The sequence below is a fragment of the Bacillus sp. PS196 genome (genome assembly GCF_037963555.1).
Taxonomy (GTDB): domain Bacteria; phylum Bacillota; class Bacilli; order Bacillales; family Bacillaceae; genus Bacillus; species Bacillus subtilis.
This window is the reverse complement of the sequence record NZ_CP150159.1, coordinates 2,646,637-2,673,326: the sequence shown is the minus strand read 5'-3', so window position 1 is coordinate 2,673,326 and position 26,690 is coordinate 2,646,637. Positions and strand designations below refer to the sequence as shown.

General features: G+C 41.1%; 29 protein-coding genes and 3 pseudogenes. 18 read left to right on the top strand and 14 right to left on the bottom strand.

What is annotated here, in order from left to right:
- Window positions 1-34 precede the first annotated feature (34 nt).
- The 7 genes from levR (at window position 35) to sacC (ending at window position 7,822) form a co-directional block, all read left to right on the top strand.
- Window positions 35-2,842 (top strand): transcriptional regulator LevR, encoded by a 2,808-nt coding sequence (gene levR / locus NST79_RS14005; RefSeq protein WP_212058921.1) that lies wholly within the window; start codon window positions 35-37, stop codon window positions 2,840-2,842.
- 189 nt (window positions 2,843-3,031) lie between these two features.
- Window positions 3,032-3,472: a PTS fructose transporter subunit IIA gene (gene levD, locus NST79_RS14000; RefSeq protein ID WP_003246144.1), complete on the top strand. Its 441-nt coding sequence runs from the start codon at window positions 3,032-3,034 to the stop codon at window positions 3,470-3,472.
- On the top strand, window positions 3,472-3,960 hold the full coding sequence (levE, locus tag NST79_RS13995; RefSeq protein ID WP_029318159.1) for a PTS fructose transporter subunit IIB: 489 nt from the start codon (window positions 3,472-3,474) through the stop codon (window positions 3,958-3,960). Before levD ends, levE begins: the two co-directional genes overlap by 1 nt.
- A gap of 16 nt (window positions 3,961-3,976) precedes the next feature.
- A complete protein-coding gene (gene levF / locus NST79_RS13990) occupies window positions 3,977-4,783 on the top strand; it encodes a PTS fructose transporter subunit IIC (RefSeq protein WP_014477476.1) in 807 nt (268 codons plus the stop codon).
- A 21-nt stretch (window positions 4,784-4,804) separates the two neighbouring features.
- Window positions 4,805-5,632: a PTS fructose transporter subunit IID gene (gene levG, locus NST79_RS13985; RefSeq protein ID WP_003229834.1), complete on the top strand. Its 828-nt coding sequence runs from the start codon at window positions 4,805-4,807 to the stop codon at window positions 5,630-5,632.
- 80 nt (window positions 5,633-5,712) lie between these two features.
- Complete coding sequence (locus NST79_RS13980) at window positions 5,713-5,880, top strand: hypothetical protein (protein ID WP_225722062.1); 168 nt, start codon at window positions 5,713-5,715, stop codon at window positions 5,878-5,880.
- Complete coding sequence (sacC, locus tag NST79_RS13975; RefSeq protein WP_250629437.1) at window positions 5,813-7,822, top strand: levanase; 2,010 nt, start codon at window positions 5,813-5,815, stop codon at window positions 7,820-7,822. Before NST79_RS13980 ends, sacC begins: the two co-directional genes overlap by 68 nt.
- A gap of 43 nt (window positions 7,823-7,865) precedes the next feature.
- Here the strand turns inward: sacC and yraA are convergent, their stop codons facing one another.
- The 3 genes and pseudogenes from yraA to NST79_RS13960 all read right to left on the bottom strand — a co-directional run bounded on the left by yraA (window position 7,866) and on the right by NST79_RS13960 (window position 9,878).
- A complete protein-coding gene (gene yraA / locus NST79_RS13970; RefSeq protein WP_003229836.1) occupies window positions 7,866-8,375 on the bottom strand; it encodes a cysteine protease YraA in 510 nt (169 codons plus the stop codon).
- Window positions 8,376-8,507: 132 nt separating this feature from the next.
- Window positions 8,508-9,557, bottom strand: coding sequence for an NAD(P)-dependent alcohol dehydrogenase (gene adhA / locus NST79_RS13965; RefSeq protein WP_212058919.1), 1,050 nt, complete (start codon window positions 9,555-9,557; stop codon window positions 8,508-8,510).
- A 130-nt stretch (window positions 9,558-9,687) separates the two neighbouring features.
- Window positions 9,688-9,878, bottom strand: a pseudogene (locus tag NST79_RS13960) (carboxymuconolactone decarboxylase family protein).
- Between the two features lie 182 nt (window positions 9,879-10,060).
- Here NST79_RS13960 and adhR point away from each other — a divergent pair.
- Entirely contained in the window at window positions 10,061-10,483 is a 423-nt protein-coding gene (adhR, locus tag NST79_RS13955) for a MerR family transcriptional regulator (protein WP_212058917.1), read from the top strand.
- A 262-nt stretch (window positions 10,484-10,745) separates the two neighbouring features.
- On the opposite strand, the gene NST79_RS13950 is transcribed toward adhR, so the two are convergent.
- Genes NST79_RS13950 through NST79_RS13930 form a run of 5 tightly spaced genes read right to left on the bottom strand, consistent with a single transcriptional unit; the run spans window position 10,746 to window position 13,063 of the window.
- Window positions 10,746-11,045, bottom strand: a complete 300-nt coding sequence (locus NST79_RS13950; RefSeq protein WP_003246006.1) for a spore coat protein — start codon at window positions 11,043-11,045, stop codon at window positions 10,746-10,748.
- A 15-nt stretch (window positions 11,046-11,060) separates the two neighbouring features.
- Window positions 11,061-11,258 (bottom strand): hypothetical protein, encoded by a 198-nt coding sequence (locus NST79_RS13945; protein ID WP_014480384.1) that lies wholly within the window; start codon window positions 11,256-11,258, stop codon window positions 11,061-11,063.
- 18 nt (window positions 11,259-11,276) lie between these two features.
- The gene (locus tag NST79_RS13940) at window positions 11,277-12,413 is read right to left on the bottom strand and encodes a zinc-dependent alcohol dehydrogenase (RefSeq protein WP_003229843.1); all 1,137 of its coding nucleotides are present in this window, start codon (window positions 12,411-12,413) and stop codon (window positions 11,277-11,279) included.
- 18 nt (window positions 12,414-12,431) lie between these two features.
- Window positions 12,432-12,800: a spore coat protein gene (locus NST79_RS13935; RefSeq protein ID WP_009967868.1), complete on the bottom strand. Its 369-nt coding sequence runs from the start codon at window positions 12,798-12,800 to the stop codon at window positions 12,432-12,434.
- 17 nt (window positions 12,801-12,817) lie between these two features.
- On the bottom strand, window positions 12,818-13,063 hold the full coding sequence (locus tag NST79_RS13930) for a spore coat protein F-like protein YraG (RefSeq protein ID WP_003229845.1): 246 nt from the start codon (window positions 13,061-13,063) through the stop codon (window positions 12,818-12,820).
- A 248-nt stretch (window positions 13,064-13,311) separates the two neighbouring features.
- Between NST79_RS13930 and NST79_RS13925 the strand changes: the two genes are divergently transcribed.
- From NST79_RS13925 to NST79_RS13910, 4 genes are all read left to right on the top strand, one after another.
- A complete protein-coding gene (locus NST79_RS13925; protein ID WP_004398984.1) occupies window positions 13,312-13,698 on the top strand; it encodes a VOC family protein in 387 nt (128 codons plus the stop codon).
- Between the two features lie 142 nt (window positions 13,699-13,840).
- Window positions 13,841-13,942: a hypothetical protein gene (locus NST79_RS13920; protein WP_119123071.1), complete on the top strand. Its 102-nt coding sequence runs from the start codon at window positions 13,841-13,843 to the stop codon at window positions 13,940-13,942.
- 271 nt (window positions 13,943-14,213) lie between these two features.
- Window positions 14,214-14,573 (top strand): SH3 domain-containing protein, encoded by a 360-nt coding sequence (locus NST79_RS13915; RefSeq protein WP_004399021.1) that lies wholly within the window; start codon window positions 14,214-14,216, stop codon window positions 14,571-14,573.
- A 52-nt stretch (window positions 14,574-14,625) separates the two neighbouring features.
- Window positions 14,626-14,982: an SH3 domain-containing protein gene (locus NST79_RS13910; protein ID WP_004398671.1), complete on the top strand. Its 357-nt coding sequence runs from the start codon at window positions 14,626-14,628 to the stop codon at window positions 14,980-14,982.
- Window positions 14,983-15,389: 407 nt separating this feature from the next.
- Here the strand turns inward: NST79_RS13910 and NST79_RS13905 are convergent, their stop codons facing one another.
- Window positions 15,390-16,205: an alpha/beta hydrolase gene (locus tag NST79_RS13905; RefSeq protein ID WP_212058915.1), complete on the bottom strand. Its 816-nt coding sequence runs from the start codon at window positions 16,203-16,205 to the stop codon at window positions 15,390-15,392.
- Between the two features lie 136 nt (window positions 16,206-16,341).
- A complete protein-coding gene (locus NST79_RS13900; protein WP_003229850.1) occupies window positions 16,342-16,605 on the bottom strand; it encodes a CD3324 family protein in 264 nt (87 codons plus the stop codon).
- A 443-nt stretch (window positions 16,606-17,048) separates the two neighbouring features.
- On the opposite strand from NST79_RS13900, the gene csn reads away from it, so the two are divergent.
- A complete protein-coding gene (gene csn, locus NST79_RS13895) occupies window positions 17,049-17,864 on the top strand; it encodes a chitosanase (RefSeq protein ID WP_014480377.1) in 816 nt (271 codons plus the stop codon).
- Window positions 17,865-18,133: 269 nt separating this feature from the next.
- Here the strand turns inward: csn and NST79_RS13890 are convergent, their stop codons facing one another.
- Window positions 18,134-19,237 (bottom strand): 2-methylaconitate cis-trans isomerase PrpF family protein, encoded by a 1,104-nt coding sequence (locus tag NST79_RS13890; RefSeq protein WP_212058913.1) that lies wholly within the window; start codon window positions 19,235-19,237, stop codon window positions 18,134-18,136.
- 144 nt (window positions 19,238-19,381) lie between these two features.
- Here NST79_RS13890 and NST79_RS13885 point away from each other — a divergent pair, with 144 nt between their 5' ends.
- Window positions 19,382-20,251 carry a LysR family transcriptional regulator gene (locus NST79_RS13885; protein WP_015251604.1) on the top strand — a complete coding sequence of 290 codons (870 nt, stop codon included), beginning with the start codon at window positions 19,382-19,384 and terminating at the stop codon, window positions 20,249-20,251.
- 114 nt (window positions 20,252-20,365) lie between these two features.
- Window positions 20,366-21,682 (top strand): citrate:proton symporter, encoded by a 1,317-nt coding sequence (locus tag NST79_RS13880; protein WP_128471855.1) that lies wholly within the window; start codon window positions 20,366-20,368, stop codon window positions 21,680-21,682.
- A 275-nt stretch (window positions 21,683-21,957) separates the two neighbouring features.
- Here NST79_RS13880 and NST79_RS13875 read toward each other — a convergent pair.
- Window positions 21,958-22,939: pseudogene (locus NST79_RS13875) on the bottom strand (aldo/keto reductase).
- A gap of 135 nt (window positions 22,940-23,074) precedes the next feature.
- On the opposite strand from NST79_RS13875, the pseudogene sigZ reads away from it, so the two are divergent.
- The 3 genes and pseudogenes from sigZ to NST79_RS13860 all read left to right on the top strand — a co-directional run bounded on the left by sigZ (window position 23,075) and on the right by NST79_RS13860 (window position 24,707).
- Window positions 23,075-23,595: pseudogene (gene sigZ / locus NST79_RS13870) on the top strand (RNA polymerase sigma factor SigZ).
- A 133-nt stretch (window positions 23,596-23,728) separates the two neighbouring features.
- Window positions 23,729-24,484 (top strand): metal-binding protein ZinT, encoded by a 756-nt coding sequence (locus NST79_RS13865; RefSeq protein ID WP_212058912.1) that lies wholly within the window; start codon window positions 23,729-23,731, stop codon window positions 24,482-24,484.
- A gap of 73 nt (window positions 24,485-24,557) precedes the next feature.
- Window positions 24,558-24,707: a hypothetical protein gene (locus tag NST79_RS13860; protein WP_128474279.1), complete on the top strand. Its 150-nt coding sequence runs from the start codon at window positions 24,558-24,560 to the stop codon at window positions 24,705-24,707.
- Window positions 24,708-24,992: 285 nt separating this feature from the next.
- On the opposite strand, the gene NST79_RS13855 is transcribed toward NST79_RS13860, so the two are convergent.
- Window positions 24,993-25,070: a YjcZ family sporulation protein gene (locus NST79_RS13855; protein WP_072175780.1), complete on the bottom strand. Its 78-nt coding sequence runs from the start codon at window positions 25,068-25,070 to the stop codon at window positions 24,993-24,995.
- A gap of 582 nt (window positions 25,071-25,652) precedes the next feature.
- Window positions 25,653-26,360 carry a YrpD family protein gene (locus NST79_RS13850; RefSeq protein WP_015483480.1) on the bottom strand — a complete coding sequence of 236 codons (708 nt, stop codon included), beginning with the start codon at window positions 26,358-26,360 and terminating at the stop codon, window positions 25,653-25,655.
- Between the last annotated feature and the right edge of the window lie 330 nt (window positions 26,361-26,690).

Genomic DNA, 26,690 nt, shown 5'->3' with positions numbered 1-26,690 from the left:
ATGGCTTATCTAATAAGGACAAAGGATGATAGACGTGAGAAGAATAGATAAAATATACCATCAGCTCAAGCATAATTTTCATGATTCAACCTTAGATCATCTTTTAAAAATACAGGGGAATTCAGCAAAGGAGATTGCCGAGCAGCTGAAAATGGAGCGGTCCAATGTCAGCTTTGAATTGAACAATCTCGTCCGGTCCAAAAAGGTCATCAAAATTAAAACGTTTCCTGTAAGATACATCCCAGTCGAGATAGCAGAAAAATTATTCAACAAGAAATGGGATACAGAGATGATGGAAGTGAAAGACCTTCAGGCGTTTTCCGGAAATTCAAAGCAAAATCATCAACACATTTCCACGAATCCCCTAGAGCTTATGATAGGGGCAAAAGGGAGTTTGAAGAAAGCGATCTCCCAGGCAAAAGCAGCTGTCTTTTATCCGCCGAACGGTCTGCATATGCTCCTCCTAGGGCCGACTGGTTCCGGTAAATCCCTTTTTGCGAACCGAATTTACCAGTTTGCCATTTACTCTGACATATTGAAGGCCGGCGCACCATTTATTACATTTAACTGTGCAGACTACTACAACAACCCTCAATTATTGCTTTCTCAATTATTCGGACACAAAAAAGGTTCATTTACAGGTGCTGCCGAGGATAAGGCGGGTTTAGTCGAACAGGCCAATGGGGGCATTCTTTTTATGGATGAAATCCACCGCCTCCCTCCCGAGGGACAAGAAATGCTGTTTTATTTTATTGACAGCGGTTCTTATAACAGGCTTGGAGAATCTGAACATAAACGAACATCGAACGTATTGTTTATTTGTGCGACTACAGAAAATCCGAGTTCTGCACTATTGAAAACGTTTTTGCGAAGAATCCCAATGACCATTCATATTCCTTCGCTTGAAGAACGATCGCTTAAAGAAAGAGTGGATCTGACGACGTTTTTATTAGGGAAAGAAGCAGAGCGAATTAAGAAGAATCTGAGTGTGCATATCGATGTCTATAATGCGCTTATTCACTCTGCGAAATTTGGAAATGTCGGACAGCTGAAATCAAATGTCCAGTTAGTTTGCGCACACGGATTTTTGCATAACCTTGACAGAAATGAAGTTATTGAACTGACTGTTCGCGATCTGCCTGATGAAATCAAGCAAGAATGGATGTCCAGCAGCAAAAACATGCAAAGAAGCAAAGCCATTTCTGAATATGTCAATATTACAACGATTATCTCTCCGATTGTAGAAGATGAAACAACAAAAATTGACGAAGACCTCTCATTTAACTTATATCATTTGATTGAGGAAAAAGTGAAAACGCTTATGAAAGAAGGTTTATCCAAAAAGGATATTAACCAATACATCTTGACTGATGTCCATTTGCATGTCAGAAGTTTTTTTCATCATCAAGCTTTTCAAAAAGACAGCCTGCTGACATTCGTTGAAGATGACGTGATTCAAATGACAAAACAGTTAAAAGAAATAGCTGAACATGAGCTGGATTGCACATTTGACCGTAAGTTTATTTATTTCTTGAGTATGCATATTGACGCATTTTTAAAGCGAGGAAAGCAAATTGATGTTTTGAATACACAGGAGACGGATGAAATTCGTGATACCCATGTGAAAGAATATCGGGTGGCGATGATTTTTAAAGATAAAATTCAGGAATATTTTAAAGTGGCTATTCCTGAAATAGAAGTCATCTACTTAACGATGTTAATCCATTCCATCAAATCGTTAAAGGAGAACAAAAGAGTCGGTATCATCGTGGCTGCGCATGGAAACAGCACGGCGAGTTCGATGGTTGAAGTCGCGACAGAACTGCTAGGGAGCACGCCGATTGCAGCAGTCGATATGCCGCTTTCTGTTTCACCTTCGGACATTCTTGAATGCGTAGCAGAAAAAATGAAACAGGTTGATGAAGGTGAAGGTGTTTTAATGCTGGTAGACATGGGGTCGCTTGCAATGCTGGAAAGCAGGCTGGAGGAAAAGACAGGAATTTCCATTAAAACGATCAGCAATGTTACGACTTCAATGGTGCTGGATGCTGTCAGAAAGGTCAACTATTTGAATTTAAATTTGCATGCGATCTATCAATCGGTCACGAAGGATTTTATCGAGTTGTGGGAGCGTCAGCCAGCGGCACCCGGCAAAAAGAAGGCATTGGTATCCATCTGCACCACGGGCAGCGGGACGGCGAAAAAGCTGGAAGACATTCTAACCACGATCGTAAACAAGGCCTCCGATACACCGATTCACATATTGACCGTATCATCGATTAAGCTGGCCAACAGCATAAAAGAAATCGAAAAAGAGTATGAAATCCTTGCGACAGTCGGAACGAAAGACCCTAAAATCAATGCTCCGCATGTATCTTTAGAAGTGTTAATTGAAGGGCAGGGAGAGAAGCTGATTCAACAGGCGATTACAAAAGGAAGCATCCCCTTGAGCAATGGATTGAACGAAGCAAATATGATTGTCAGGGAGCTTTGCGAGGATAGCCTGAAAAAATACCTTGTCTTCTTGAATCCCCACCATGTGATCGAAATGTTATTGGAGTGGCTGCAAACCGTTCAAGATGAGCTGGGGGTCATTTTCAATAATGCGGTTTTGATCAAAGTCATTATGCACACGGCTTTCGCCTTTGAAAGGGTAATTAAGCAGAATCCGATCGCTTTCTCAGAGGAAGAAGAGATCAATGATCAGCTGAAGGAAATGGTGTACGTGACAGAGCGAACATTAGCCCCTTATGAAGAAAAGCTCGGACTTCGCATAAGTGATGATGAAAAATTATTTATAGCCGCCATATTTGCTGAAGAAGTGCATGACCAGCTGTTTTAAAAACAGTTTTTTCATATGAACCTGTATTAAATGGAACACCATTTTAATACAGGTTTATTTTTTTCGTTTTAAGTGTTTCAACAACAAATTGCTATTGGCTGAAATAACAATGAAAACGCTTAACACAACTGTGTTGGCACGATCCTTGCATTATATATGGATGTACAAAACAGGAAAGGAGCAATAGATATGATTTCAGTTATTATCAGCGGTCATGGAGATTTTCCCATAGCATTAAAAGAATCTTCAGGGATGATATTCGGTGAAGAAAATAACCTGATTGCAGTGCCGTTTTTTAAAGGGGAAGGAATACAAACGCTGCAAGAAAAATATCATCAGGCGCTCAAGGATATCCCGGAAGAACATGAAGTGCTTTTTTTAGTCGATATTTTTGGAGGGACGCCATATAACGCGGCAGCTTCCTTTATTGCTGAGGATCAAAGAATGGATATGGCAGCCGGCGTAAACCTGCCGATTCTGCTGGAGGTATTAAGCCTGAGAGAACATCTGGCTCTCAAAGATTTGCTGAACAACTTAAAAGCAATGAGTCAGCAAAGCTTTCAAGTGTGCAGTGAACATTTAGAAAAAGTAAAAACAGCCAATCAAGATACAAGAGAGGATGAATTATGATGAACATTGTGTTAGCAAGAATTGATGACCGCTTTATTCACGGCCAAATCCTGACAAGGTGGATAAAAGTCCATGCAGCCGACCGAATCATCGTTGTCTCCGACGATATTGCTCAGGACGAAATGAGAAAAACGCTGATCCTTTCTGTTGCTCCTTCAAATGTAAAGGCAAGTGCCGTCTCGGTTTCTAAAATGGCAAAAGCATTTCATAGTCCGCGCTACGAAGGCGTAACAGCAATGCTCTTGTTTGAAAATCCGTCTGATATTGTATCTCTTATAGAAGCAGGTGTACCGATCAAAACCGTAAACGTCGGGGGAATGCGTTTTGAAAATCATCGCAGGCAAATCACAAAATCAGTCAGTGTCACAGAACAAGATATAAAGGCATTTGAAACATTAAGTGACAAGAGCGTGAAACTGGAATTGAGGCAGCTGCCTTCAGATGCCAGTGAGGATTTTGTACAGATTTTACGGAACGTAACAAAATAATCAAGGGGATGAGAATATGTCTTCATTACAAATTATTTTGTTGTTAATCATTGCAGCAATCACCGGAATCGCAAGTGTATTGGATGAAGGGCAGACACACCGGCCGCTTGTGGCCTGTACGTTAGTTGGCTTGGTGCTCGGGGACTTAAAAACGGGAATTATTCTTGGAGGCACACTGGAGCTGATGGCGCTCGGCTGGATGAACGTCGGGCTTGCCATGGCACCTGATACAGCGATCGCCTCTGTCATCTCAACCATTTTAGTTATTACCGCTGATCAGGGAATTGGCGAAGGGATTGCTGTTGCTGTTGCTTTAGCAGCTGCGGGTCAGGCGCTGACGATTTTTGTTCGGACGATCACTGTCTTTTTCATCCACCGCGCTGATCAATATGCAAAAGCGGGAAATATAAAAGGAATTGAAATTATGCATATTACCGCGATGGTGTTTCAAGCTTTGCGCGTCATGATTCCTACATTGATTGTTGCTTTAATTAGTGTCAGCGCTGTTCAGGCGTTCCTGGGAAATATTCCTGATGTCATTACAAAAGGACTGCAAATAGGCGGAGGCATTATTGTGGTTGTCGGGTATGCCATGGTGATCAATATGATGAATATTCCTTATTTAAAGCCATTTTTCTATATTGGTTTCTTATTAGCGGCGTTTACCGATTTTAACTTAGTGGGATTTGGAGCCCTTGGTCTCTGTCTGGCGCTTTTATACCAGCAGGTGATGCAAAAACAAAGCGCTCACGGAGCAGTCGCGGCCGCATCAGACAGTGGCAGTGTTGCTGTTTATGATGACGATGATGATCTTGATGCCTAAACGATGAGGGGGGAAGAAAAAATGGAGAAAGAAAAACGATTAACGAAAAAAGAAATTTTCAGCATGTTTATTCGTTCAAATTTTTTGCTCGGTTCCTTTAACTTCGAACGTGTGCAGGCAATGGGATATTGTTATGTCATGATACCGGCGATCAAAAAATTGTACGGTCCCGGAGCGAAAAGAAACGAAGCCTTGCAGCGGCATTTGGAATGGTTTAATACACATCCGTGGCTGACAGCGCCTATATTTGGCGTGACGGCAGCCATGGAAGAAGAAATGGCGAACAATAAAGGAATTGACGGAAAAGCGATAAGCGGAATGAAAATTGGTTTGATGGGACCAATAGCGGGCGTAGGCGACCCAATTTTTTGGGGAACGATTCGTCCTGTCTTAGCTGCGCTAGGAGCCTCCCTTGCTTTAGGAGGAAACATTGCCGGCCCTTTGCTATTCTTTTTCTTGCTGAATGCCATAAGATTAAGCACAAAATATTACGGATTAAAGTATGGCTATGTGAAAGGAATGGAGATTCTTCAGGATTTAGCGGGGAATCGCATTCAAAAGCTTACAGAGGGCGCTTCGATTCTCGGATTATTTGTTATGGGGGCTCTCGTGTCCAAATGGACCACCATCAACATTCCAATCGTTGTATCCAGGATTAAGGATGAAAGCGGAAAAGTAGATGTTCAAACTGTACAAAATGTGTTAGACAGCATTATGCCGGGTGCGCTGCCTCTCGGATTAACGTTATTGGTGGCATGGATGCTTCGCAAAGGGGTGAATCCTCTTCTCATTATTTGCGGCATCTTTGTCATCGGGATTCTCGGGTATTGGGCTGGATTCTTAGCATAAGGTGTGTGAAGGAAAAAGAGAGAAACTGCAGCAGTCTTTTCATATATAAATCATTCGGATAACAGCGAAACAGAGGAGAATTGCCAGAAACGGACCAGCTTGCGCAGCAGTCTCTCTTGAAAGTGTTCAAACATGAAGAGAGGAGCGAAGGAACAAATGAAAAAGAGACTTATTCAAGTCATGATCATGTTCACCCTGCTGTTGACTATGGCATTTTCGGCAGATGCAGCCGATTCAAGCTACTATGATGAGGATTACCGTCCTCAATACCACTTCACACCGGAGGCAAACTGGATGAATGACCCAAACGGAATGGTATATTATGCCGGGGAATATCACTTGTTCTATCAATACCATCCATACGGGCTTCAGTGGGGGCCCATGCATTGGGGGCATGCTGTCAGCAAAGATTTGGTTACATGGGAACACCTTCCTGTTGCGCTTTATCCGGATGAAAAAGGCACGATCTTTTCTGGAAGTGCAGTTGTAGATAAAAATAACACAAGCGGTTTTCAAACAGGCAAAGAGAAGCCGCTTGTGGCCATTTATACACAGGATCGGGAAGGCCATCAAGTGCAAAGTATTGCCTATAGCAACGACAAAGGAAGAACATGGACGAAGTACGCTGGCAACCCTGTCATTCCAAACCCGGGTAAAAAAGATTTTCGCGATCCAAAAGTCTTTTGGTATGAGAAAGAAAAAAAGTGGGTGATGGTGCTTGCGGCCGGTGACCGAATCCTCATTTATACATCAAAAAATCTGAAGCAGTGGACGTATGCAAGTGAATTTGGACAGGATCAAGGAAGCCACGGGGGAGTATGGGAATGCCCGGATTTATTTGAGCTTCCGGTAGACGGCAATCCGAATCGAAAAAAATGGGTCATGCAGGTCAGTGTCGGAAACGGAGCGGTCTCGGGAGGATCAGGCATGCAATATTTTGTAGGGGACTTTGATGGAACTCATTTTAAAAATGAAAACCCGTCAAACAAAGTTCTCTGGACGGATTACGGCAGAGACTTTTATGCGGCTGTATCCTGGTCTGATATTCCATCCACAGACAGCCGCCGGCTATGGTTAGGGTGGATGAGCAATTGGCAATATGCGAATGATGTTCCGACATCCCCATGGAGAAGTGCAACGTCCATTCCAAGAGAGTTAAAATTGAAAGCGTTTACCGAAGGGGTTAGAGTGGTCCAAACACCGGTGAAAGAGCTGGAAACCATTCGCGGAACCTCTAAGAAGTGGAAGAATCTGACCATATCGCCTGCAAGTCATAATGTGTTAGCGGGGCAATCTGGAGATGCCTATGAAATAAATGCAGAATTTAAAGTAAGCCCTGGTTCAGCTGCTGAATTTGGTTTTAAGGTCCGAACAGGTGAAAATCAATTTACGAAGGTCGGCTATGACCGAAGGAACGCCAAATTGTTCGTTGACCGGAGCGAGTCGGGCAACAACACCTTTAATCCGGCCTTTAACACCGGAAAAGAAACAGCCCCGTTGAAGCCGGTAAATGGGAAGGTTAAGTTGCGCATTTTTGTTGACCGCTCCTCGGTTGAAGTATTTGGGAATGATGGAAAGCAGGTCATAACGGATATTATTCTCCCAGACCGATCAAGCAAAGGGCTTGAATTATATGCTGCAAATGGCGGTGTAAAGGTAAAATCTTTAACCATACACCCTTTAAAAAAGGTATGGGGAACGTCACCTTTTATGTCCAATTTGACTGGCTGGACGACTGTAAATGGCACGTGGGCAGACACAATTGAGGGGAAACAAGGGAGGTCGGACGGAGATTCCTTTATCTTGTCTTCAGCATCCGGGTCAGACTTCACTTATGAATCTGATATCACCATTAAGGATGGAAACGGAAGAGGGGCAGGAGCACTAATGTTTCGCTCTGACAAAGATGCCAAAAACGGTTACCTTGCCAATGTGGATGCGAAGCATGATCTAGTGAAATTCTTTAAATTTGAGAACGGTGCTGCTTCTGTCATTGCTGAATACAAAACACCGATAGACGTTAATAAAAAGTATCATCTGAAAACAGAGGCCGAGGGCGATCGCTTTAAAATCTATTTAGATGATCGTCTTGTGATTGATGCAAATGATTCCGCATTTTCAGAAGGCCAATTTGGCTTGAATGTGTGGGACGCGACTGCTGTCTTTCAGAATGTAAAGAAGGAGTCTTAATTTTAAAAAAGGCACAGACCTGAACAGTCTGTGCCTTCTCGTTTTATTTTAACAAATTTAATGATTCGCGGTTAAATGCTTCCAAATCATCAGGTGTTCTGCTTGTGACAATGTTGTGGCTGACGACTACTTCTGCATCTTTGTAGTTTGCACCGGCATTGATTAAATCTTTGCGGATGCTGCGGTAGCCTGTGATATCTTTGCCTTTTAGAAGATCCGTATCAATCAGTACTTGCGGGCCGTGGCAAATTGCGAAAACAGGTTTTTTGTTTTCGACAAATGCTTTTGCGAATTCACCCGGACGGTCATCTGCACGAAGCAAATCCGGAGAGAATCCCCCAGGAATTAAAAGTGCATCAAAGTCACTTGCATCCACATCAGAGATGGCTTTGTCAATCTTTACTTTCTCGCCATGCTTACCGGTAACTTCTTTGCCGGCTTCCAAATCGATAGCCACAACACTGTAGCCAGCTTCTTCGTATGCTTTTACCGGACTTGTATATTCGATGTCTTCGAATTGGTCTGTAACAAGAACTGCGATTTTTTTGCTCATAAAAAACCCTCCTAATAACTCTCTATTCATAGAATAACAGGAAGATTGACCGGCCTTCAAAATATTTGCTTAACGAGATTATTTTTCGTGAGTTTCATTAAAAGCGGGTCAGCCCATATAAGGACTAACCTATTACAATGTGGAAATATCAATCACAAATCGATAACGGACATCGCTTCGGAGGATACGTTCGTATGCTTCGTCCACTTGGTCAACTCCGATGACTTCGATTTTAGGTTCGATGCCATGCTCAGCTGCGAAATCCAGCATCTCTTGAGTTTCTTGAATTCCGCCGACTAGAGAACCTGCAATGCTGCGGCGCCCCATGATTAGGGAAAACACACTGTATGTGTCCGGCTTGGCAGGAGCTCCAACGTTTACAAGTGTCCCGTCTATACGAAGCATTGATAAATAGGCATCTACATCGAGATTTGCCGATACCGTATTTAAGATCACGTCAAAACGCCCGGCCAATGCAGTGAATGTGGCTGGGTCACTTGTTGCAAAGTAATGATTTGCACCGAGTTCTAGAGCTTCCTCTTTCTTATTCATGGAACGGCTCAGAACGGTTACCTCTGCACCCATCGCATGTGCAAATTGAATCGCCAAATGTCCAAGGCCACCCACGCCTACAATCGCAACTTTTTTACCAGGGCCAACATTCCAGTGTTTCAGCGGGGAATACGTGGTGATACCTGCACACAACAGCGGACTGGCAACATCCATTTCCAAACGATCTGGTATGCGAACAACAAATCTGTCAGTGACAACGATTTTTTGGCTGTACCCGCCATAAGTGGGGTTTCCGTCGTAGTCTACTGAGTTATACGTTTGAACAACACCCTTCGTGCAGAATTGTTCCTCTCCGTTGAGACAGTATTCGCATTCTCCGCAAGAGTCAACAAAACAGCCGACACCAACGCGGTCTCCGACAGCAAACTTGGTGACTTCTGCTCCAACGGCTGTTACGACACCGGCTATTTCATGTCCAGGCACCATAGGGAAGATGCCACCGCCCCATTCATCAAAAGCGCTATGAATGTCTGAATGGCAAATACCGCTGAATTTAATATCGATTAAGACATCGTGCGGCCGTAATCCTCTTCGCTCAATCGTCGTTTGTTCAAATTTGGCTTTTGCATGTGACACGCTTAATACACGGGTTTGATGTTGATTACACATATGAACCTATCCTTTCTTCATCATAAGTGTTGTAAATAAAAACATGCACTTATTTATGTTTTATGGTGTCTTCAACATAACGATAAACCTTAAAGTCTGCTTTAAGGCAAGGGTTTTTTTAAAAAACCATTTAAAATGAACCTGATTTATAAGCTGAGAAACAGTCAGTAATTAATGCAGAAACTGTAATCATGCTGCGATCCCGGGGTGAAAGTTTTTCTTCTCTTGCCCAAATGTCACCGAAACATCATCATGAAGTTCAGCAAACTTTGGCGCAAATTCTCCTAATTGTTCTCTTCCGGCAGTGTGTTTATTTGCCATTCAGCAATCCCTCCAACTACACTGTTTTTAGTGCATGGAGAAGTATAGAGTTTAAAGTGTGCTTTAAGGCAAGTCCCGAATATATAAACCCAGATTCAGCAGCTAACCACTTGTTTTGAGCTTGACTTAAAGTTAACTTTAAGTGTTACCTTCACAACATACAGGATAGAGAGGTGAAGATCATGAATATTGCTCAGGTGGCAAAGCAGTTTGGCCTGACAGCCGCAACACTCCGATATTACGAACGTGTAGGATTAATCCCGCCTGTAAAACGAAAAGACAGCGGCATTCGCGACTATGATGAAGAAGATATCAAATGGATTGAATTCATTAAATGCATGCGAAATGCGGGACTATCGATAGAAGCGCTAATTGAATATACAACATTATTTACCGAAGGTGACCGTACAGTAGAAGCTCGAAAAAATATCCTGGCTGACGAACAACAGCGGCTGATAGAGAAGCGGAAAGAAATTGATGCAACAATTAAAAGATTAGACACAAAAATTAAAGATTATGATGGGAAATTGCGCGAAAATGAGGCAAAGCTCAAAAGCAGGCCTAAAACGGAAAGTCTTCACGGATCAGTGGAGCAAAGAAGGTAGCATTCTTTGCGTGTGAAGAGGGCAGGTCAAAAACGAAGGATTTTGTTTCTGGCCTGTTTTCTCCATCAAGAGATCGCATAAAAAGAGGTGGTTACGATTCCTTATTTGGATTGGAGAATTTGCAAACATTATCGGAGATCAGATGGAGAAAAGCGGTTAATCTATTTACGGTCATAGGACCCGAACAAACAGTGCTCATTTTGAAGCTGAGGAACAGTTGTGGCCAATCAATACTGTTCCTCAGCAAATCAGTCATTGTATGTTAAAGGGTTGGCAATTGAATGGCTGTATCAATATTTTTTAAATTCAGCTTGACTTGTTCGTCAGGGTTCCAAGGATGGTACCAGCCTTTTTCCATCATATAGCTTGAGAGTTGTTCGTGCATATCGAGTGCTTCTTCCAAATGGCGGATAAGGACCTCTTTTACTTCAGGTGTTCCGGCTTCAGTGGCTGCCATCGCATAATTTCTGACTCCGTTCTTTGCTGAAATTAATAAGTCCATAGCAATGATTTGGTCTGTTAGAACATTCATGCCAGTCAGATATTCTATGATAGGATTCATGATTTATTCATCTCCTCATTCGTGCTTTGCATTAGATAAAATAGAGGCAAATTCCTGCAACTGGCGTGTGGTGATATCAACATCTTGCTGCATGATTTCTTTCAGCTTCGGATCAGATACCAGTGCTTTCATTGTTTTAGATTTCGTCAAACAAAGTGTCTTAAATGCAGTCATTTCCTGAACCTCAAGCACTTCGTGTAAGGCGTATTCCATTTCTGTAACCTCCGTTTTTTAAGGCTTTAACACAACTTTGATACAATCATCCATTTTTGAATCAAAAATGTCATAGCCATGCTTGGCTTCACTAAGCGGCAGGACATGGCTGACAACATCTCCCGGATCAATTTTGCCTGTCGATACTAGTTCAAACATGTACGGCATATAGTGGATCACTGGAGCCTGTCCAGAGCGTATATTGACGTTTCGCTGCATAATATCTCCTAACGGAAAACCGTTATATCTGCCTCCATACACACCTGTAATTTGTATGGTTCCTCCTTTGCGAACAGCTTGGGAAGCAATGACCAATGCACTCATCGTTCCGCCATGAAGCTTTAAGCCGCTGGCAAGGAACTCGAGATCGCTCATTTTACCATCCATCCCAACAGCGTCAATGACTACATCCGCTCCGCCTTTCGTGATTTCCTTTAAATAATTCCCTGTATTCTCATGGTCTTCAAAATTAACGATTTCTACTTTGTTTGTACGTTTCGCATGCTGTAAGCGATAGTTTACATAGTCTACTGCTATGACGCGTTTTGCACCTTTTAGCCAACAAAACTTTTGAGCAAACAGGCCGACTGGTCCGCAGCCGAGAACGATAACTGTATCGCCTTTTTTTACGCCGGCATTATCCACACTCCAAAAGCCGGTGGTCATGGCATCGGCAATCACGCTTAATTTCTCATCGGGTTCCTCACAAGATTCAGGGATTTTAAAATGGGTAAAATTCGCAAACGGCACTCTTAAATATTCAGCTTGCCCGCCTGGATAACCGCCAGTTTGCCCTGAATAGCCGAAATAAGCACCCATTTCCCCATTGTCATTAGACTGATCACATTGACTTTCCAGCTGGTTTTTACAAAAAAAGCATTCCCCGCATGCTATATTAAAGGGAATAATTACCCGATCTCCCTTTTTTAGTTTAGTCACCCCAGAACCAACTTCTTCGACGATTCCCATCGGTTCATGGCCGATGACATAGTCTTCTTGCATATTTGGAATGAATCCATGGATTAAATGTAAATCTGATCCGCAAATGGCTGTACTGGTGACTTTGATAATCATGTCATCGGATTTTTCAATCTTTGGATCGGGGACATCTTTGACAACAACATTTTTAATGCCTTGATACGTTACTGCCTTCATGCTGTAAAACCTCCAGTGTTAGTGTTCATCAGGTGTCCGGTCAAACATCCCTTTACGATTTGTTTCATCAGGAAAGAGGTTCATATTGCCGACCATGATCGTGTTTTTTGCAGAGAGCTGATCCAGCTTATACTGTTCGCTCAGCTCATATGGATGGAACCATTTTTTGCTGATCATCAGTTCCGTAATCTCTTGGTGCATTGCAATTCCTTGCATCAGCTGTTTCCGCAGCAAGGCTCTTACATCTGGTGAAGCGGTTTCTGTCAAAGCTACAGCAGTATTCCTTACGCCTTCCTTAGCTCGTATAAGAAAATCCATCGCGAATGTAGTGTCTGCTAGTTCAGGCACATTCAGCGAATTAATGGGGTCTAAATGATCATTATTCAAAGAGGCTTACCTTCCTTTCAATTGATGATTGGCGTTGGGCGGCTTTGAGGGACAGGGGCCTGAAATGAGGCACGCTCATAAACCGCTTGTAATTCAGTAAGGTCTTGAATGGATTGCTGTACATCTTTTTCCATCAAGTCCTTCAGTTCTTGGTCAAACACAAGCCCTTGCATTAACTTTGATTTCGCTATACAAAGTGTTTTAAAGTTCACGATTTCATGTAAGTCAACAGCCTCATGAGCTGCCAATGTTTGATGATCCATATTGATGTAACCTCCTTTTATCAACGTTACATTTCCCGAAATGAAGTTGAAGCATACAGAAAATACACTCGGTATCATTTTTTGTTTTAAGAATCGCTGTTTTTGCTCGTTCTTATGACATGGACTAAACTGCACTTAAATCTGAAATAAGGGTGAAGTATGGAAACTTGACATAGTGCTGTCAGGTTTCTTTGGTATCATTAAATTGGATGACCAGTAAAAGTATGGTTTTATAGGAGGCACTCGATATGAAGCTGTTACAAATTAGACTGTTGGTGAATGATTTTAAGAAAAGCGTCGAGTTTTATAAAGATTCATTAGGACTTCCAATAAGTTGGTTAGAGAATGAAATGGAATATGCACTCTTTGATAATGGGGAAACGAAAATAGAGCTTTTATCTCGAGAAACGATGGCTGAAATCGTTGGAGAGGAAAAAAAGTCCTTGGAAGGAGAAGCTCAATCAAAATTTTTGCTTCAGTTTAAGGTAGAAGATGTTGATAAAACGTATGACGATTTACACGAAAAAGGAGTTAAATGTGAGAATAAACCGCATGATCGCAAGGAATGGAGTGCCCGAGTTGCTCACTTCAGAGATCCAGATCATAATCTGATTGAAATATATAAAATGTTATGATTTTTTGACTCGCAAAATCATAGAATAACGTTTGATAACGTACCTAATCATTTTTACACGCCCTGGTAAAAGAAAGCAAAGTCATAATAGGTTGCGGACACTGAACTTGCAGCATTTACGCTGATTTGTATGGTGTCCGTTTTTGATTGGTGAAAAAGGTGGAGTATCTATGAATCGAGAAGAAGCGTGGATACAAGGAAGCAGTACACTGATTGAGTTAATTGGTGGAAACGAAGCCGCTTGATCCATGTCCTTTTTCCTGATTGTCAATCGTGATTACCGACTGGACAAATGATTAAGAGCCAAATGTAACACACCATCAATATCAAGCCTGACTACCATTTATTTTGTATCCTTAATTGTCGAAAACATAGGAATAATTCCACTTTTGAAAGATCTAGTTTATGGTACATTGATAAATATATGGGAGGGGAGGGGGCATGGTATCTGAAAGTAAATCCTTAACTGGATGTAAGAAAGTCAAACGTACGGCATTTATAAGGGGAGGGTATAAGGTGAATAAGCTAAAGAGGCTAAGTATGCTAACGGTGATGATTGCATCTGTGTTCATTTTTTCTAGCCATGCACTTGCAGCTCAGTATTATACGGTTTCAACAAGCAGCGGTGCTCCTGTCAATATGCGCAGCGGCCCAGGTACAAGTTGGGGAATTGTAACGACCATTCCGAGCGGAACCCGCATCCCGATCTATTGCTACAAAACCGGTACAACTGTAACTGGAAAGTATGGAACGAGTAATATTTGGAATTACACAGAGCGGACGCTTGCCAGCGGGGAGATCGTTCCTGGATTTGTCTCTGATACATATATGTATACAGGCTCAGACGGTCCGGTTGTTCCTAAATGCAGCTGGTAGCCTATGTTCTATCGTTTTTTAAAATGAAGGAATTGAAGAAAGAGGGATGACATTGACTAAACTGAAAATGCTGAGTATGTTAACCGTTATGATTGCATCATTATTTATTTTTTCCAGTCAGGCACTTGCCGTTCAGTACTTTACTGTCTCAACAAGCAGCGGTGCGCCTGTCAATATGCGCAGCGGTCCTGGTACAAATTATCCTATTATGCTTTCCATTCCGAGTGGCTCCCGTGTTCCTTATTATTGTTACGCTTATGGAACGACTGTTACAGGGAAGTATGGAACGAGTAATATCTGGGACCAAATCCAGTGGAAAGATTCCCGGGGTGTCGTGAATATTGGATATGTGTCTGACACATATGTGTACACAGGTTCAGACGGCCCTGTCGGTTACAAATGCAATTAGCTAAATACTCCGTACAATAGAATCTCTTCTTAAGGGCCAATCTAGGACGAACCATACCAACAACAATAGTTGGTATGGTTTTTGCTGCGATGAAGTCTTCCATACCTGCATTTGTGGTGATTTTCCAAAGAGATTCATGATGTTAGACACTGGTTGTTGTTGAGGACAAAATAACGAGCCGCTTTAGAGTTGTATCTAATGGTATAAAATACGGAATTAAGATAGGAAATAATCAATAGGAGAACGTAATGTACAAACCTATTTTTCGATGAAATCCCTAATATCACTTTGGTTAAACATCTCACATTGCGTTCTCGTTAGTGAAAAGTTCTTTTTACGCTTCGTGAAATCTTCTCCAATTCCATAGTTAGTTTTACCTGTCCTATTTTGAAAATTTTAATCAATCCTTAACACGTATGTTTCTTTTCTTTTTCTAACATGTCGTGTAACCTCTCAGAAAATTCTTTATGGTACATTGTGTACCCCGTATGATTTCCGGGGAATTCAACCCATTCTGTTTCCAATTGTTCCGCTAGGGCGTTCGCGCAACGATAAGGAAAAAGCTCCCGAGAAGCACTTCCGCCAGCTGGGAGTATCTTCATCGGTGAAGATGTAAACACAGTTTTTAATGCTTCGAAATCTAATGTATAGCTGAGAATTCCTTGAATTTCATACTCAGTGAAATACGTTGAATTGCCGAGAAGCCGCTTTGTCAGCACTGCCTTTGATTGTTCGTCTGTCTCTAATCTTGACATGAACTTAATGACTTCACTTCGGTGATTTTTCTTAAGGTCTTCCATGAATTGCTCGGCTTGTTTCAGCTCATTTCCATGCAGAAGCTGCAATAAGATTGGTTCGTGTGAGATCATGACATGTACTTGTTCGGGATGGCGTATGCACAGATCAAGCCCGATAACAGCCCCGGAGCTGCTTCCAAATATGTATGCCGGTTTATTGGTGATTTTGGCTAGAAGACGGTGAGCATCGTCACTGTGTGTTTCCACACGGTAATCCTCAATCTGATTGGCGAGATTGCTGCGGGAATGGCCGCGGCGATCGTAAGTAACAACCGTGTACCAGTTAGCCAGATGATTGGCAACATGATGGAACTTGTCGGCATCACCGCCTCCGCCGTGGACCAAAAGAATGATTGGACCTGAGCCACGCACCTGATAGTGGATGTTCGCGCCGGGTACTTGCAACGTTCCATTGTTTATCGTCATTTGTAGGACCTTCCTTTCTTCTCATCTCCCTTAACTTTACACAATTGGCCAATGGTATTATATGCAGGAAATAACTAAGAAACAAACTCGCCATATAAAAAGCACTGATGATTTTTCATCAGTGCTTCCGTTTTGTTTATTTAGAGTAGACAATTTTTTTTATTGTTTCAATAGAGAGGTGATATTCATCAGATAATTGATGAATGGTTTTGCCGTTTTTAAATGCTTTTTTAATAGAAGCGTTTCTGTCATCGATCAGCTTTCTTGTTCCTGAACACGCACCCCATTTTTGATGAGAGGATTCAGGTTTAGGGATATATATTGTTTTTCCTTGAACATACTTTTGAATTTCCGATATCAGCTTTTCAGGTAAAATAGCGGTTGCTTTTACATATGCCATTTCTGCCAGCTCCTTATTTTTTTATGTCAAATAAGGTGCAAAGCCACTATATCAGAAAAGCTTACTTGGGCGATCTTTTAGAAAGTCTACCCCATGCAAAGTATCGCCTTCCCAATAGTAGGCTTTGCATGGGACGTTGCGGAATCTGGCATTCTCATCTTGTTTGCCATTTACATCACCTCCCTAACGATTTTCGATGATCACTTCCATTATAAAATAGAGTAAAGCCTTATGGCATCTTGTTAATGAAAGTTGAAGCAGTATGAAAATCAAGGGACCTTCCCAGTGAGAGGGGCTAAGGCTGATTGGCAATGAAAAGAGTAAGATTCAAGCTATATTACTTTAGATTCAAAATATTGACAAATTGATGTATTTTCAACAATAGGGCAGTTTCTTCATGTATACTGAGTCTGTATTTACAATATTTAGAAAGGGGAAGTGCAATGAAAATCAGTATGCAAAAAGCAGCGATCTCATTACTTGTTTTCACCATGTTTTTTACCCTGATGATGAGCGAAACGGTTTTTGCGGCGGGACTGAATAAAGATCAAAAGCGCCGGGCGGAACAGCTGACAAGTATCTTTGAAAACGGCACAACGGAGATCCAATATGGATATGTAGAGCGATTGGATGACGGGCGAGGCTATACATGCGGACGGGCAGGCTTTACAACGGCTACCGGGGATGCATTGGAAGTAGTGGAAGTATACACAAAGGCAGTTCCGAATAACAAACTGAAAAAGTATCTGCCTGAATTGCGCCGTCTGGCCAAGGAAGAAAGCGATGATACAAGCAATCTCAAGGGATTCGCTTCTGCCTGGAAGTCGCTTGCAAATGATAAGGAATTTCGCGCCGCTCAAGACAAAGTAAATGACCATTTGTATTATCAGCCTGCTATGAAACGATCGGACAATGCCGGACTAAAAACAGCATTGGCTAGAGCTGTGATGTACGATACGGTTATTCAACATGGCGATGGTGATGACCCTGACTCTTTTTATGCCTTGATTAAACGTACGAACAAAAAAGCGGGCGGATCACCTAAAGACGGAATAGACGAGAAGAAGTGGTTAAATAAATTCTTGGACGTACGCTATGACGATCTGATGAATCCGGCCAATCATGACACCCGTGACGAATGGAGAGAATCAGTTGCCCGTGTGGACGTGCTTCGATCTATCGCCAAGGAGAACAACTACAATTTAAACGGACCGATTCATGTTCGTTCAAACGAGTACGGTAATTTTGTAATCAAATAAGCAGTGAGGAAAAGAAACCGCTGCAGATGAACTCAATCTAAAAGATACCAATGATATTGGTATCTTTTTATTTGCAGTAAAAAGTATTCAATTTTCTCTAATGATTATGTCATGCTTGAGGCAGATACATGAAAGGACCTTGGCGATTTCATAAAAAACAATATAGAGGCTTTCCTAAAGCCATGCAAGATTACAATGGATCTGTGCAAGAAGGCGCATTCAATCCATCTATTAACGATGGAAAGGGGGAGGCTTTTTGCACAGTCCATCTACATCATTTGATAGTCTCCATGCGTATAAACTGTTCCGTCCATAATACGTCGTGCGGTACGGACGATCTTTATACCAGTGGGCTCCACCATTGTTTCAATAATACCAGAAGAATGAGCTAGCCGAACCTTTGTAGAGTGGTTTTTTGCTATTCTTGCAGGGATTGCACCTTCCACTGAAAGGGCTCTTGTTGTACATATCGCTCCAGTGACAGCCAGTGCTTGATGTGGCTTTTGCATGGACATCATCCTGATGTGTAAGTCCATCTCAACGTTTGAATGCCAAGCACCTGTACTATCTTTATATTTCTCTGGTTTTGCTACTATAGCCAGTTTGGGGACAGCCGGCGATAACTTTGTAGCTGAAAATCGACTGGCAAAGCCGCATTTCTCTGCCGCAATGGATCTTAATTCTTCAAATTGAGCCAACTGTAGATCAGTAAATTCTTCTGCAAGTTCCGTTCCATCCAGGCCGATACTGCTCGCTTCCACAAAAACTAATGGATTTGCATAGTCGATAATAGACACCTCTATTTGGCCTTGACTTGTATCTAAAAACTCCGAACTATTTCCAGTAGGCAATAAATGACCGGTAACTGAACCAGCGGCATCATGAAAGTTTAAATAGATTGGAGATCCAGATCCAGGTACTCCAGATATCGTAACATCTCCGTCATATTTGACCTGACCGTCTTCCACTTCTACTTCCGCAATGATCATTTTATTCGTATTGGTATTCAGGATCCTTACCGCAGTCATTGGTTCTGTCGCTTTTACAAGTCCTTCTTCGATAGCAAATGGACCAACAGCAGCGGAGATATTTCCGCAGTTCCCCTTAAAGTCCACTTTTTCTTCTGAAATGCTGACTTGACCGAAAGTATAGTGAACATCAATATCCGAAGTATATGCTTTCTTTATTATTGCCACTTTACTAGTAAGGGAATTACCGCCACCCAAACCATCTATTTGTCTTTTATCAGGACTTCCCATGACATCAAGCAAAAAGGGCTCCCATTCGTTTTTATTGTTAGGCATGGCTGATTCGTGGAAAAAAACGCCTTTGCTTGTTCCGCCTCTCATGATTGTTACATTCGTCTTGACCATCGTCATCATCCTCATCTTAAAGGTAGTATTTTTTATGTTTTTTAGTGTAGAAGGTAAAAAAATAAAAATAAAATATAAGTTTTCTTAATATTCGATAAAAAAACTTTTATAATTGTGAAAGAAGGACTAGAAAGGAAGATGAAAATGGATGAGAAAGATTGGATTTTATTGAAAATTCTTCACGAAGAACAAAGTGTAACAAAAACAGCAGAACGATTATTTACATCACAGCCTTCCATCACTTATCGGTTGAATAAGATTGAGGAGATTTTCGGAATTGAATTATTCACCAAAAGGCATAAAGGAATTACCTTTACTGCGGAAGGAGAACACTTGGTTGCTTATGCAAGAAGAATGCTACAGGAACTTCAAGATACCAAAGATCATATCTCTAATCTAAGCAAAGAGGTGCAAGGACATCTAAGGCTGGGGGTATCAAGCAATTTCGCTCAATATAAGCTCCCTAAGTTATTAAGGGAATTTTCCACTATGTATCCTAATGTCCAATATAGTGTACAAACAGGCTGGAGCACAGATGTCATGAAATTATTAGATGCTGGTATTGTACAAGTCGGTATACTGAGAGGAAGCCATCGCTGGAAAGGGGTGGAGGAACGGCTGACACGGGAAAAATTACATATCATCTCAAAAAAACCAATAACGATAGAGCAACTTCCTTTTTTACCTTTTATCAAATATAAAACGGATGCTTCTTTAAAAACGATTATAGAAGATTGGATGCATACGAATCTAAAACAAGCCCCCATTATTGCAATGGAAGTGGATCGACAAGAGACTTGCAAAGAGATGGTAAAGCATGGTCTTGGTTACTCCATAGCACCAGAAATTTGCCTGCAGGAATCTGATCATTTGTACACAATGGAACTGTATAATGCTAAGGGTAAGCCTCTAATGAGAGATACTTGGCTAATGTACGATCAAAAATCATTAGGAATCAAACTCGTTAAAGCATTCATTGATTTTTTAAAGGGTGAACAAATGGTAACCATTTAAAGTTATGATAGAATTTTTTTTGGAACACAGTAAAAAAATATTTATTTAACTTATTACACCGTATAAGATATGTTAATCAAAAGTCATTTGAAAGCGCATTCTTGGAGGTGTAATATGCTTACTATTTTAGGTTTTTCGATGGTAACTGTTTTTACAATATTAATAATGACAAAGAAAGTCTCGCCTATTGTTGCCTTGACCATCACTCCCATTGTTTTTGCTCTTATTGGAGGTTTTGGTAAGGGTATTGGCGACATGATTTTAGAAGGAATTCAAACAGTTGCAAGTTCAGCGGCATTGCTATTGTTTGCTATTCTTTTTTTCGGAATTTTAATTGATGCAGGTTTATTTGATCCGCTAATAGAAAAAATTTTATCTATAGTAAAGGGAGACCCTGTGAAAATAGCGATAGGGTCTGCCGTCTTGGCAATGCTTATCGCTTTAGATGGGGACGGTACAACAACCTATATGATAACAGTCTCAGCAATGTTACCTTTGTATAAAAGAATTGGTATGAATCCCATGGTTATGGCGACATTAGCAATGCTGTCGTTGAGTATCGTTAGCGGAATGACTCCATGGGGCGGACCAGCTACAAGAGCGATTTCAGTGCTGGGTTTGGATCCTTCAGATTTTTTTGTGCCATTACTTCCGACCATGCTTGGAGGTATTGCTTGTGTGATATTTCTGGCTTTTCTAATGGGAAGGAAAGAGAGGAATCGAATAGGCATCGTTCAATTAGAGCCTAGACATATAACAAAGGACAGCTCTCAATCTTATATGGCTGCTAGTTTGGAGAGCGAGCAATTGAAAAGGCCACGCTTAATATATCTTAATTTATTCCTCGTTATAAGTATCATGGTGTTTATTGTGCTTGGAACTAAGCATCCGTCAGTTTTATTTTTAATTGGTTTTGTTCTTGCCCTTACTATAAATTATCCGAATGTAAAAATGCAGAAGGAGCGAATCGCCGAGCATTCTGGTAATGCCATAACTGTAGTATTATTGGTATTTTCAGCAGGAGTATTTGCTGGTATATTATCCGGGACAAAGATGGTGGATGCCATAGCAGGATCATTAATATCCGTTATTCCCTCATCAATGGGAGGGTTTTTCCCCGTTATTGTAGCACTCACTAGTATTCCGTTTACTTTTGTTTTATCAAATGATGCATATTACTTTGGTATGGTACCTATCTTTGCAGAAGCTGCCTCAGCATATGGTATAGAACCAGTAGAAATTGCGAGGGCTTCTATAATGGGGCAGCCGGTTCATCTGATGAGTCCATTAGTTGCGTCAACACTACTGTTAGTAAGCATGCTTAAAATGGACTTGGGGTCATTTCAAAGGTTTGCCGTTAAGTGGGCTGTAATTACATCATTAGTTATTACGTTGTTAGCAATCATTACAGGGGCTATTACTATTTTGTAAAGAAACAATAATAATATTTAGACTGCCAATGAATCATTAGTTTGATTGATTTAAATACAGCTGAAAGGGGTCCCAAGCTGATCAAGCCAGTTGTCTTTCAAGTTACTCTATTGTTTAGGGTTCTTTTTTAGAAGCGGCAGCGTTTTTGTCGATGTTTAGCCAGCATTTTCAGCATGATGTGGAAAAGACAAGAGACAAACAAGCTCTTGTCTTTCCTAATATGATAGTTCAGTATAAATATTTAAGAAAAATGTCAGTATTGAGTAATGAATGTATCACCAGGCGTATGCCTCAGGTGTCTCTCCTCCAGGTCCGGGAAAGATATCATTTAACATGCGGAGAATCTCCTTATCCAGACTGATTTCAACGGCTTTTATCGTATCACGCAGCTGCTCAACTGTTCGTGGTCCGATGATCGGCGCAGTTAAAACTGGATTTGCCAGCACCCATGCCAAAGCCACATTTGCTTCTTTTTCTCCTAGTTCTTTGCATAAATCTGAAAATTTCTCGAGTTGCAAACGATGTTTTTCAATTAAATCTGCTCTTTTTGCTGTACGAGTTCCGGCATTGCTTTTCAATGCCTTCCCGCCAAGAAGCCCTCCTGCAAGGGGACTCCACGCCACTACTCCTAAACCAAGATCCCGTGCAGCCGGCAGCACTTCCATTTCAGCTGTTCGTTCTAATAAACTATACTTATGCTGTTCAGTGACGAGTCCCATGAATCGCCGTTTTTCAGCTTCAGCTTGCGCTTTAACTAAATGCCAGCCTGCAAAATTACTGGATCCAATATAGTCTACTTTGCCGGAGCGAACCTGAGTCTCAAAAGCTTCCCATATCTCATCCCACGGTGTCCGCCTATCGATATGATGCATTTGGTACAATTCAAATATGATCTGTCTGAAGCCGCTTCAGTGATCCTTCCAGATGACGTCTGATTTTGTATAGAGACAAGCCCCTCATATCATTTGGTCCGTCATTCGGATCAGAAATCGGTTCATATACTTTTGTCGCCAGAACAACTTTCTCGCGGCGCTGTCCTCCTTGTGCAAACCATTTTCCAATGATGCTCTCTGTCAATCCTGCGTTTTTGCCCCAGCCGTAAATATTGGCAGTATCAAAAAATTGAATGCCGTTATCAAGCGCTTCATCCATGATACGGAACGCAGTCTTTTCGTCTGTATCAACTCCAAAATTCATCGTGCCTAAACATAAACGGCTCACCCGCAATCCTGTTCTCCCTAAATAGGTATACTCCACAACAAACCTCTCCTTTATCATTATTTTTTGCAACAGCTGCAATACAATTGATTCAACAATTGTTTCGCTCTTTGTTACGATTAAAAAGACGAAGCAAATGTAAAGCAGACGCAAAATTATAGGAGGTTTTGTCAAATGAATATAGAGGATCTATGGGATCAATTTCATCAGCCGTTAAAAACATATATTTCACATAGGGTTAACGATCAATCTATCGTTGATGACCTCTTGCAAATCGTATTTATGAACATCTCCCAAATCTGATCGATGAACGAAAGATCGACAGCTGGATTTATCGGATCACTAGAAATACGATTATTGATTTTTACCGTACAAAAAAAACAAGCGAAATATTGCCTGATGTTCTACATTTTAATGACAGTGCAGAGGAAGAAAATTTCACCAAGGAAGCAGCTGTGTGTATTCGATCGACCATCAAACGGTTGCCTGAAAAGTATCGAGAGGCTCTCGAGTTAACTGAATTCCAGGGGTTATCACAAAAAGAGTTGAGTGAAAAGCTCGGCATTTCTTACTCGGGAGCAAAATCAAGGGTACAACGCGGACGTGGAAAATTAAAACAGCTGCTTGAGGGGTGCTGTCATATTGAAGCGGATCGATATGGAAATATCGTAGACTTTCGTATTTTAAAGGAATAACTGATGAACATAGTCAGTTATTCCTTTAAAATAGGCCATCCACATGAAGAGCATTTTTCCTTTGATGTTTGCAAGAGATGTATGTATAATATAAATCGTAATGTTTTCGATTTAATAAAAAAGGAGTGTTGGAATGAACATTTTATTTTCAAAACGGCTAGGCATATTAACGATTGGTTCATTACTAGTTTTGGCAGGATGTCAGACTTCCGGTTCTTCTGCAGGTGAGTCTAATCAAACAACATCATCCTCAGCAGTTGAAGAAGACTCTTCCAAAACGCAAGAGCAAACATCTGACAGTCATACACACGAACATTCTCACGATCATAGTCATGCGCATGATGAAGAAACAGAAAAAATATATGAAGGCTATTTTAAAAACAGCCAAGTAAAGGATCGCTCACTTTCTGATTGGGAAGGAGATTGGCAATCTGTATATCCATACCTGCAAGATGGTACTCTTGACGAAGTGTTTTCATATAAATCAGAACACGAAGGCGGCAAGACAGCTGAAGAATATAAAGAGTATTATAAAAAAGGCTATCAAACAGATGTTGACCGTATTGTAATCCAGAAAGATACTGTAACGTTCTTCAAAAATGGAAAAGAATATTCTGGTAAGTATACGTATGACGGATACGAAATTCTAACCTATGATGCGGGCAATAGAGGGGTAAGATACATATTCAAACTAGCTAAAAAAGCAGAAGGGCTGCCTCAGTATATTCAGTTTAGTGATCATAGTATTTACCCGACTAAAGCTAGTCATTACCATCTCTATTGGGGGGACGACCGTGAAGCTTTACTTGATGAAGTCAAAAACTGGCCTACTTACTACCCGTCAAAAATGGATGGACACGATATTGCCCATGAGATGATGGCTCATTAAATGATGATTACTCTATGAAAGTTGTTCTGCCATAGCCATTTTTTCTGTGGAGAATTGATAGAATGGGGAAAAACTGATTGAGACCATTCAGTATCCGCCATATTATTGTGACGTGGCATACCTTGAGTCATCTCACATGAAGAGTAGAAGAAACCTATTTCAAAATAAAAAATCATTGGATGTATGGCAGTGGATTACGCTTGAAATCTATTGGCTTATATGAAGCAAAGAAGAGACCCAAAGACCGCAAAGCTTTCAAGAAAGCTTTGCGGTTTTTTATATGTCTAAGCCTCGATTCATCTCACCATAAAAAGGTATTTCAACTTTCTCTTTTGATCGACAATAGTCCATAAAGGGAAGAATATTTCCCTCACAAAGAAGTCGTGGCAGTAATCTCCATAGGTGTGTTTGCATGGCCCCACTTTAATGGTTTTGTTTAAATCTAATAAAAAACAGACGCCATAAAGATTTCTTATGGCGTCTGATGGATATGAGGTAAGGTGTGTTCTTAATAGCCACCAAAGAAAGATGTCCCAACGATGATTAATAGGATGAATAGAACTACGATTAATGGAAATGACCTCATAACATCACCTTCCTTAAAAGAGGATAGTACATGATATGCAGATCGAGCTTATTCGATAGTGATGCTAGTTTAATTGATGTAAAAATATTTTTTAGCCTAAGGCTGGACTGCTAACTCATCTTTATTAGTTATTAGATCATACTTATGATTTTGGAATGAATCCGTTTCAAAGTGATGTGTTGTTCTCGGCCAATCGCTGGCTAATCTTCCTGATGCAATCGAGCTATATGAAGCCATCCCTCTTTTATGAAAGTACACCCAAAACTTCTCTCTCTTGCAGACCCTTAATCATTTGACTTGCATATCGAGCGTAAGCATGCCTCATCTAAAAATAAAGTGCACCATCTGCTATTTGTTTTAACATTTTTAAGACAGTGATGCACACCTTTTGCGTTGAGCAAATGGAACAGGCTCAGAAGGGGCGAGCTGCTCCTTACTTCACCCAGATAAAAGACGGGGATAGACGGCATGCACCGAAGCTAACTGAAAGTTAAATTGAAATGAAAAAAGGGGCATGTTAAGCCCCCTTTAAGACTATCGAGAACTTCTCAATAGCCTAACGCATTGTATGTTTAACATGTTTTAATTTTTCACAACGGATAAACTGACACTGTTGCCTGAGACTGTTACTTTAGCGAAGTCTTGTGTATCAATTACAGGTGTTATTGCTTTGTTGTCGATGGTGATGTTTGTAAAAGATGTTGAAAAATTTGATTTGATAGATTGGCGTGAACCTGTTGTTGCAACTGTAGCGAGCGCTTTCCATTTGGAGATGGAGCCGACATTTGTTTTGCTGATTTCTGAAATGAGACGGCCGTTGTATCCTGCATTGTTTGTGCCCCAGTATGTAGCGCGTGTATTGCCGTTAAGGTTTTTGTAGATGGTAAGTTGTACGGTGCTGCCGGGACGGAAGCCTTTCGTATTCGTAAATTGGCTTCCTCCTTCGAGGTACTGAACCTGATCCTGTCCTTTTGAACCGACTTTCATATATGGTTTCCATACGTTATATTTATCACTGTACTGAAACCCGATATCGGATTCTGTGCCCCCGCTAAAGCCAGAGTAGATGTAGGCTGTCCCATTTGAAACCTGAATGGAGCTAGGAAGCTGGATTTTTGTAACAAAAATGGCACCAGTGCTGTTCAAGTAAGCCCTTCCGCCGATTCCATCAGTTAGCTGTGATGCAGCTTCTGCGGTTTTTGGACTAATAATACCCGGCACATCTACTGCACATGTGCCAAAAAGCACAGTTGCCGTAAGCGCACCCGCGAGCAGTCCTTTTTTCATCATCATTATTTCCCCCTATCATTATAATTAGAAAACGCTATCATCTTGTATTATAAAACATTATGAAAATAATTCCATAATCAACATGAAAATAGACACAGAATTTACACATTATGACTTTGTGTATCTGGCAAACGGTCGATTTCTAATCTCGAAAAATGTCCTGTGAAGTGTAAATGTTACGATAACTTTTCAATCGAGACTTGTGTTTTATTGAAATAGAAAAGCTATAAGAGATGGGGGAGAAATAAGAGGGGAAAGAGCGAAAACACTGTAATCAGATATGTGTGTATAACTCAATTGTTTGTTAGAAAAAAAGTGGGCTTTTTAAGC

Excerpts from the sequence above, each read along its gene's own strand:
- NST79_RS13940 (WP_003229843.1), bottom strand. The coding sequence starts at position 12,413 with ATGAAGGCAGTAACGTATCAAGGCATTAAAAATGTTGTTGTCAAAGAT.
- NST79_RS13865 (WP_212058912.1), top strand. The coding sequence starts at position 23,729 with ATGAACATTTTATTTTCAAAACGGCTAGGCATATTAACGATTGGTTCA.
- NST79_RS13850 (WP_015483480.1), bottom strand. The coding sequence starts at position 26,360 with ATGATGAAAAAAGGACTGCTCGCGGGTGCGCTTACGGCAACTGTGCTT.
- levD (WP_003246144.1), top strand. The coding sequence starts at position 3,032 with ATGATTTCAGTTATTATCAGCGGTCATGGAGATTTTCCCATAGCATTA.
- NST79_RS13930 (WP_003229845.1), bottom strand. The coding sequence starts at position 13,063 with ATGGATCATCAAACATTGGCAGCTCATGAGGCTGTTGACTTACATGAA.
- levE (WP_029318159.1), top strand. The coding sequence starts at position 3,472 with ATGAACATTGTGTTAGCAAGAATTGATGACCGCTTTATTCACGGCCAA.
- NST79_RS13855 (WP_072175780.1), bottom strand. The coding sequence starts at position 25,070 with ATGAGGTCATTTCCATTAATCGTAGTTCTATTCATCCTATTAATCATC.
- csn (WP_014480377.1), top strand. The coding sequence starts at position 17,049 with ATGAAAATCAGTATGCAAAAAGCAGCGATCTCATTACTTGTTTTCACC.
- adhA (WP_212058919.1), bottom strand. The coding sequence starts at position 9,557 with ATGTGTAATCAACATCAAACCCGTGTATTAAGCGTGTCACATGCAAAA.
- levG (WP_003229834.1), top strand. The coding sequence starts at position 4,805 with ATGGAGAAAGAAAAACGATTAACGAAAAAAGAAATTTTCAGCATGTTT.
- NST79_RS13900 (WP_003229850.1), bottom strand. The coding sequence starts at position 16,605 with ATGGCATATGTAAAAGCAACCGCTATTTTACCTGAAAAGCTGATATCG.
- NST79_RS13885 (WP_015251604.1), top strand. The coding sequence starts at position 19,382 with ATGGATGAGAAAGATTGGATTTTATTGAAAATTCTTCACGAAGAACAA.
- sacC (WP_250629437.1), top strand. The coding sequence starts at position 5,813 with ATGATCATGTTCACCCTGCTGTTGACTATGGCATTTTCGGCAGATGCA.
- NST79_RS13890 (WP_212058913.1), bottom strand. The coding sequence starts at position 19,237 with ATGGTCAAGACGAATGTAACAATCATGAGAGGCGGAACAAGCAAAGGC.
- levF (WP_014477476.1), top strand. The coding sequence starts at position 3,977 with ATGTCTTCATTACAAATTATTTTGTTGTTAATCATTGCAGCAATCACC.
- NST79_RS13945 (WP_014480384.1), bottom strand. The coding sequence starts at position 11,258 with ATGGAATACGCCTTACACGAAGTGCTTGAGGTTCAGGAAATGACTGCA.
- yraA (WP_003229836.1), bottom strand. The coding sequence starts at position 8,375 with ATGAGCAAAAAAATCGCAGTTCTTGTTACAGACCAATTCGAAGACATC.
- NST79_RS13950 (WP_003246006.1), bottom strand. The coding sequence starts at position 11,045 with ATGAATCCTATCATAGAATATCTGACTGGCATGAATGTTCTAACAGAC.
- NST79_RS13905 (WP_212058915.1), bottom strand. The coding sequence starts at position 16,205 with ATGACGATAAACAATGGAACGTTGCAAGTACCCGGCGCGAACATCCAC.
- adhR (WP_212058917.1), top strand. The coding sequence starts at position 10,061 with ATGAATATTGCTCAGGTGGCAAAGCAGTTTGGCCTGACAGCCGCAACA.
- NST79_RS13880 (WP_128471855.1), top strand. The coding sequence starts at position 20,366 with ATGCTTACTATTTTAGGTTTTTCGATGGTAACTGTTTTTACAATATTA.
- NST79_RS13925 (WP_004398984.1), top strand. The coding sequence starts at position 13,312 with ATGAAGCTGTTACAAATTAGACTGTTGGTGAATGATTTTAAGAAAAGC.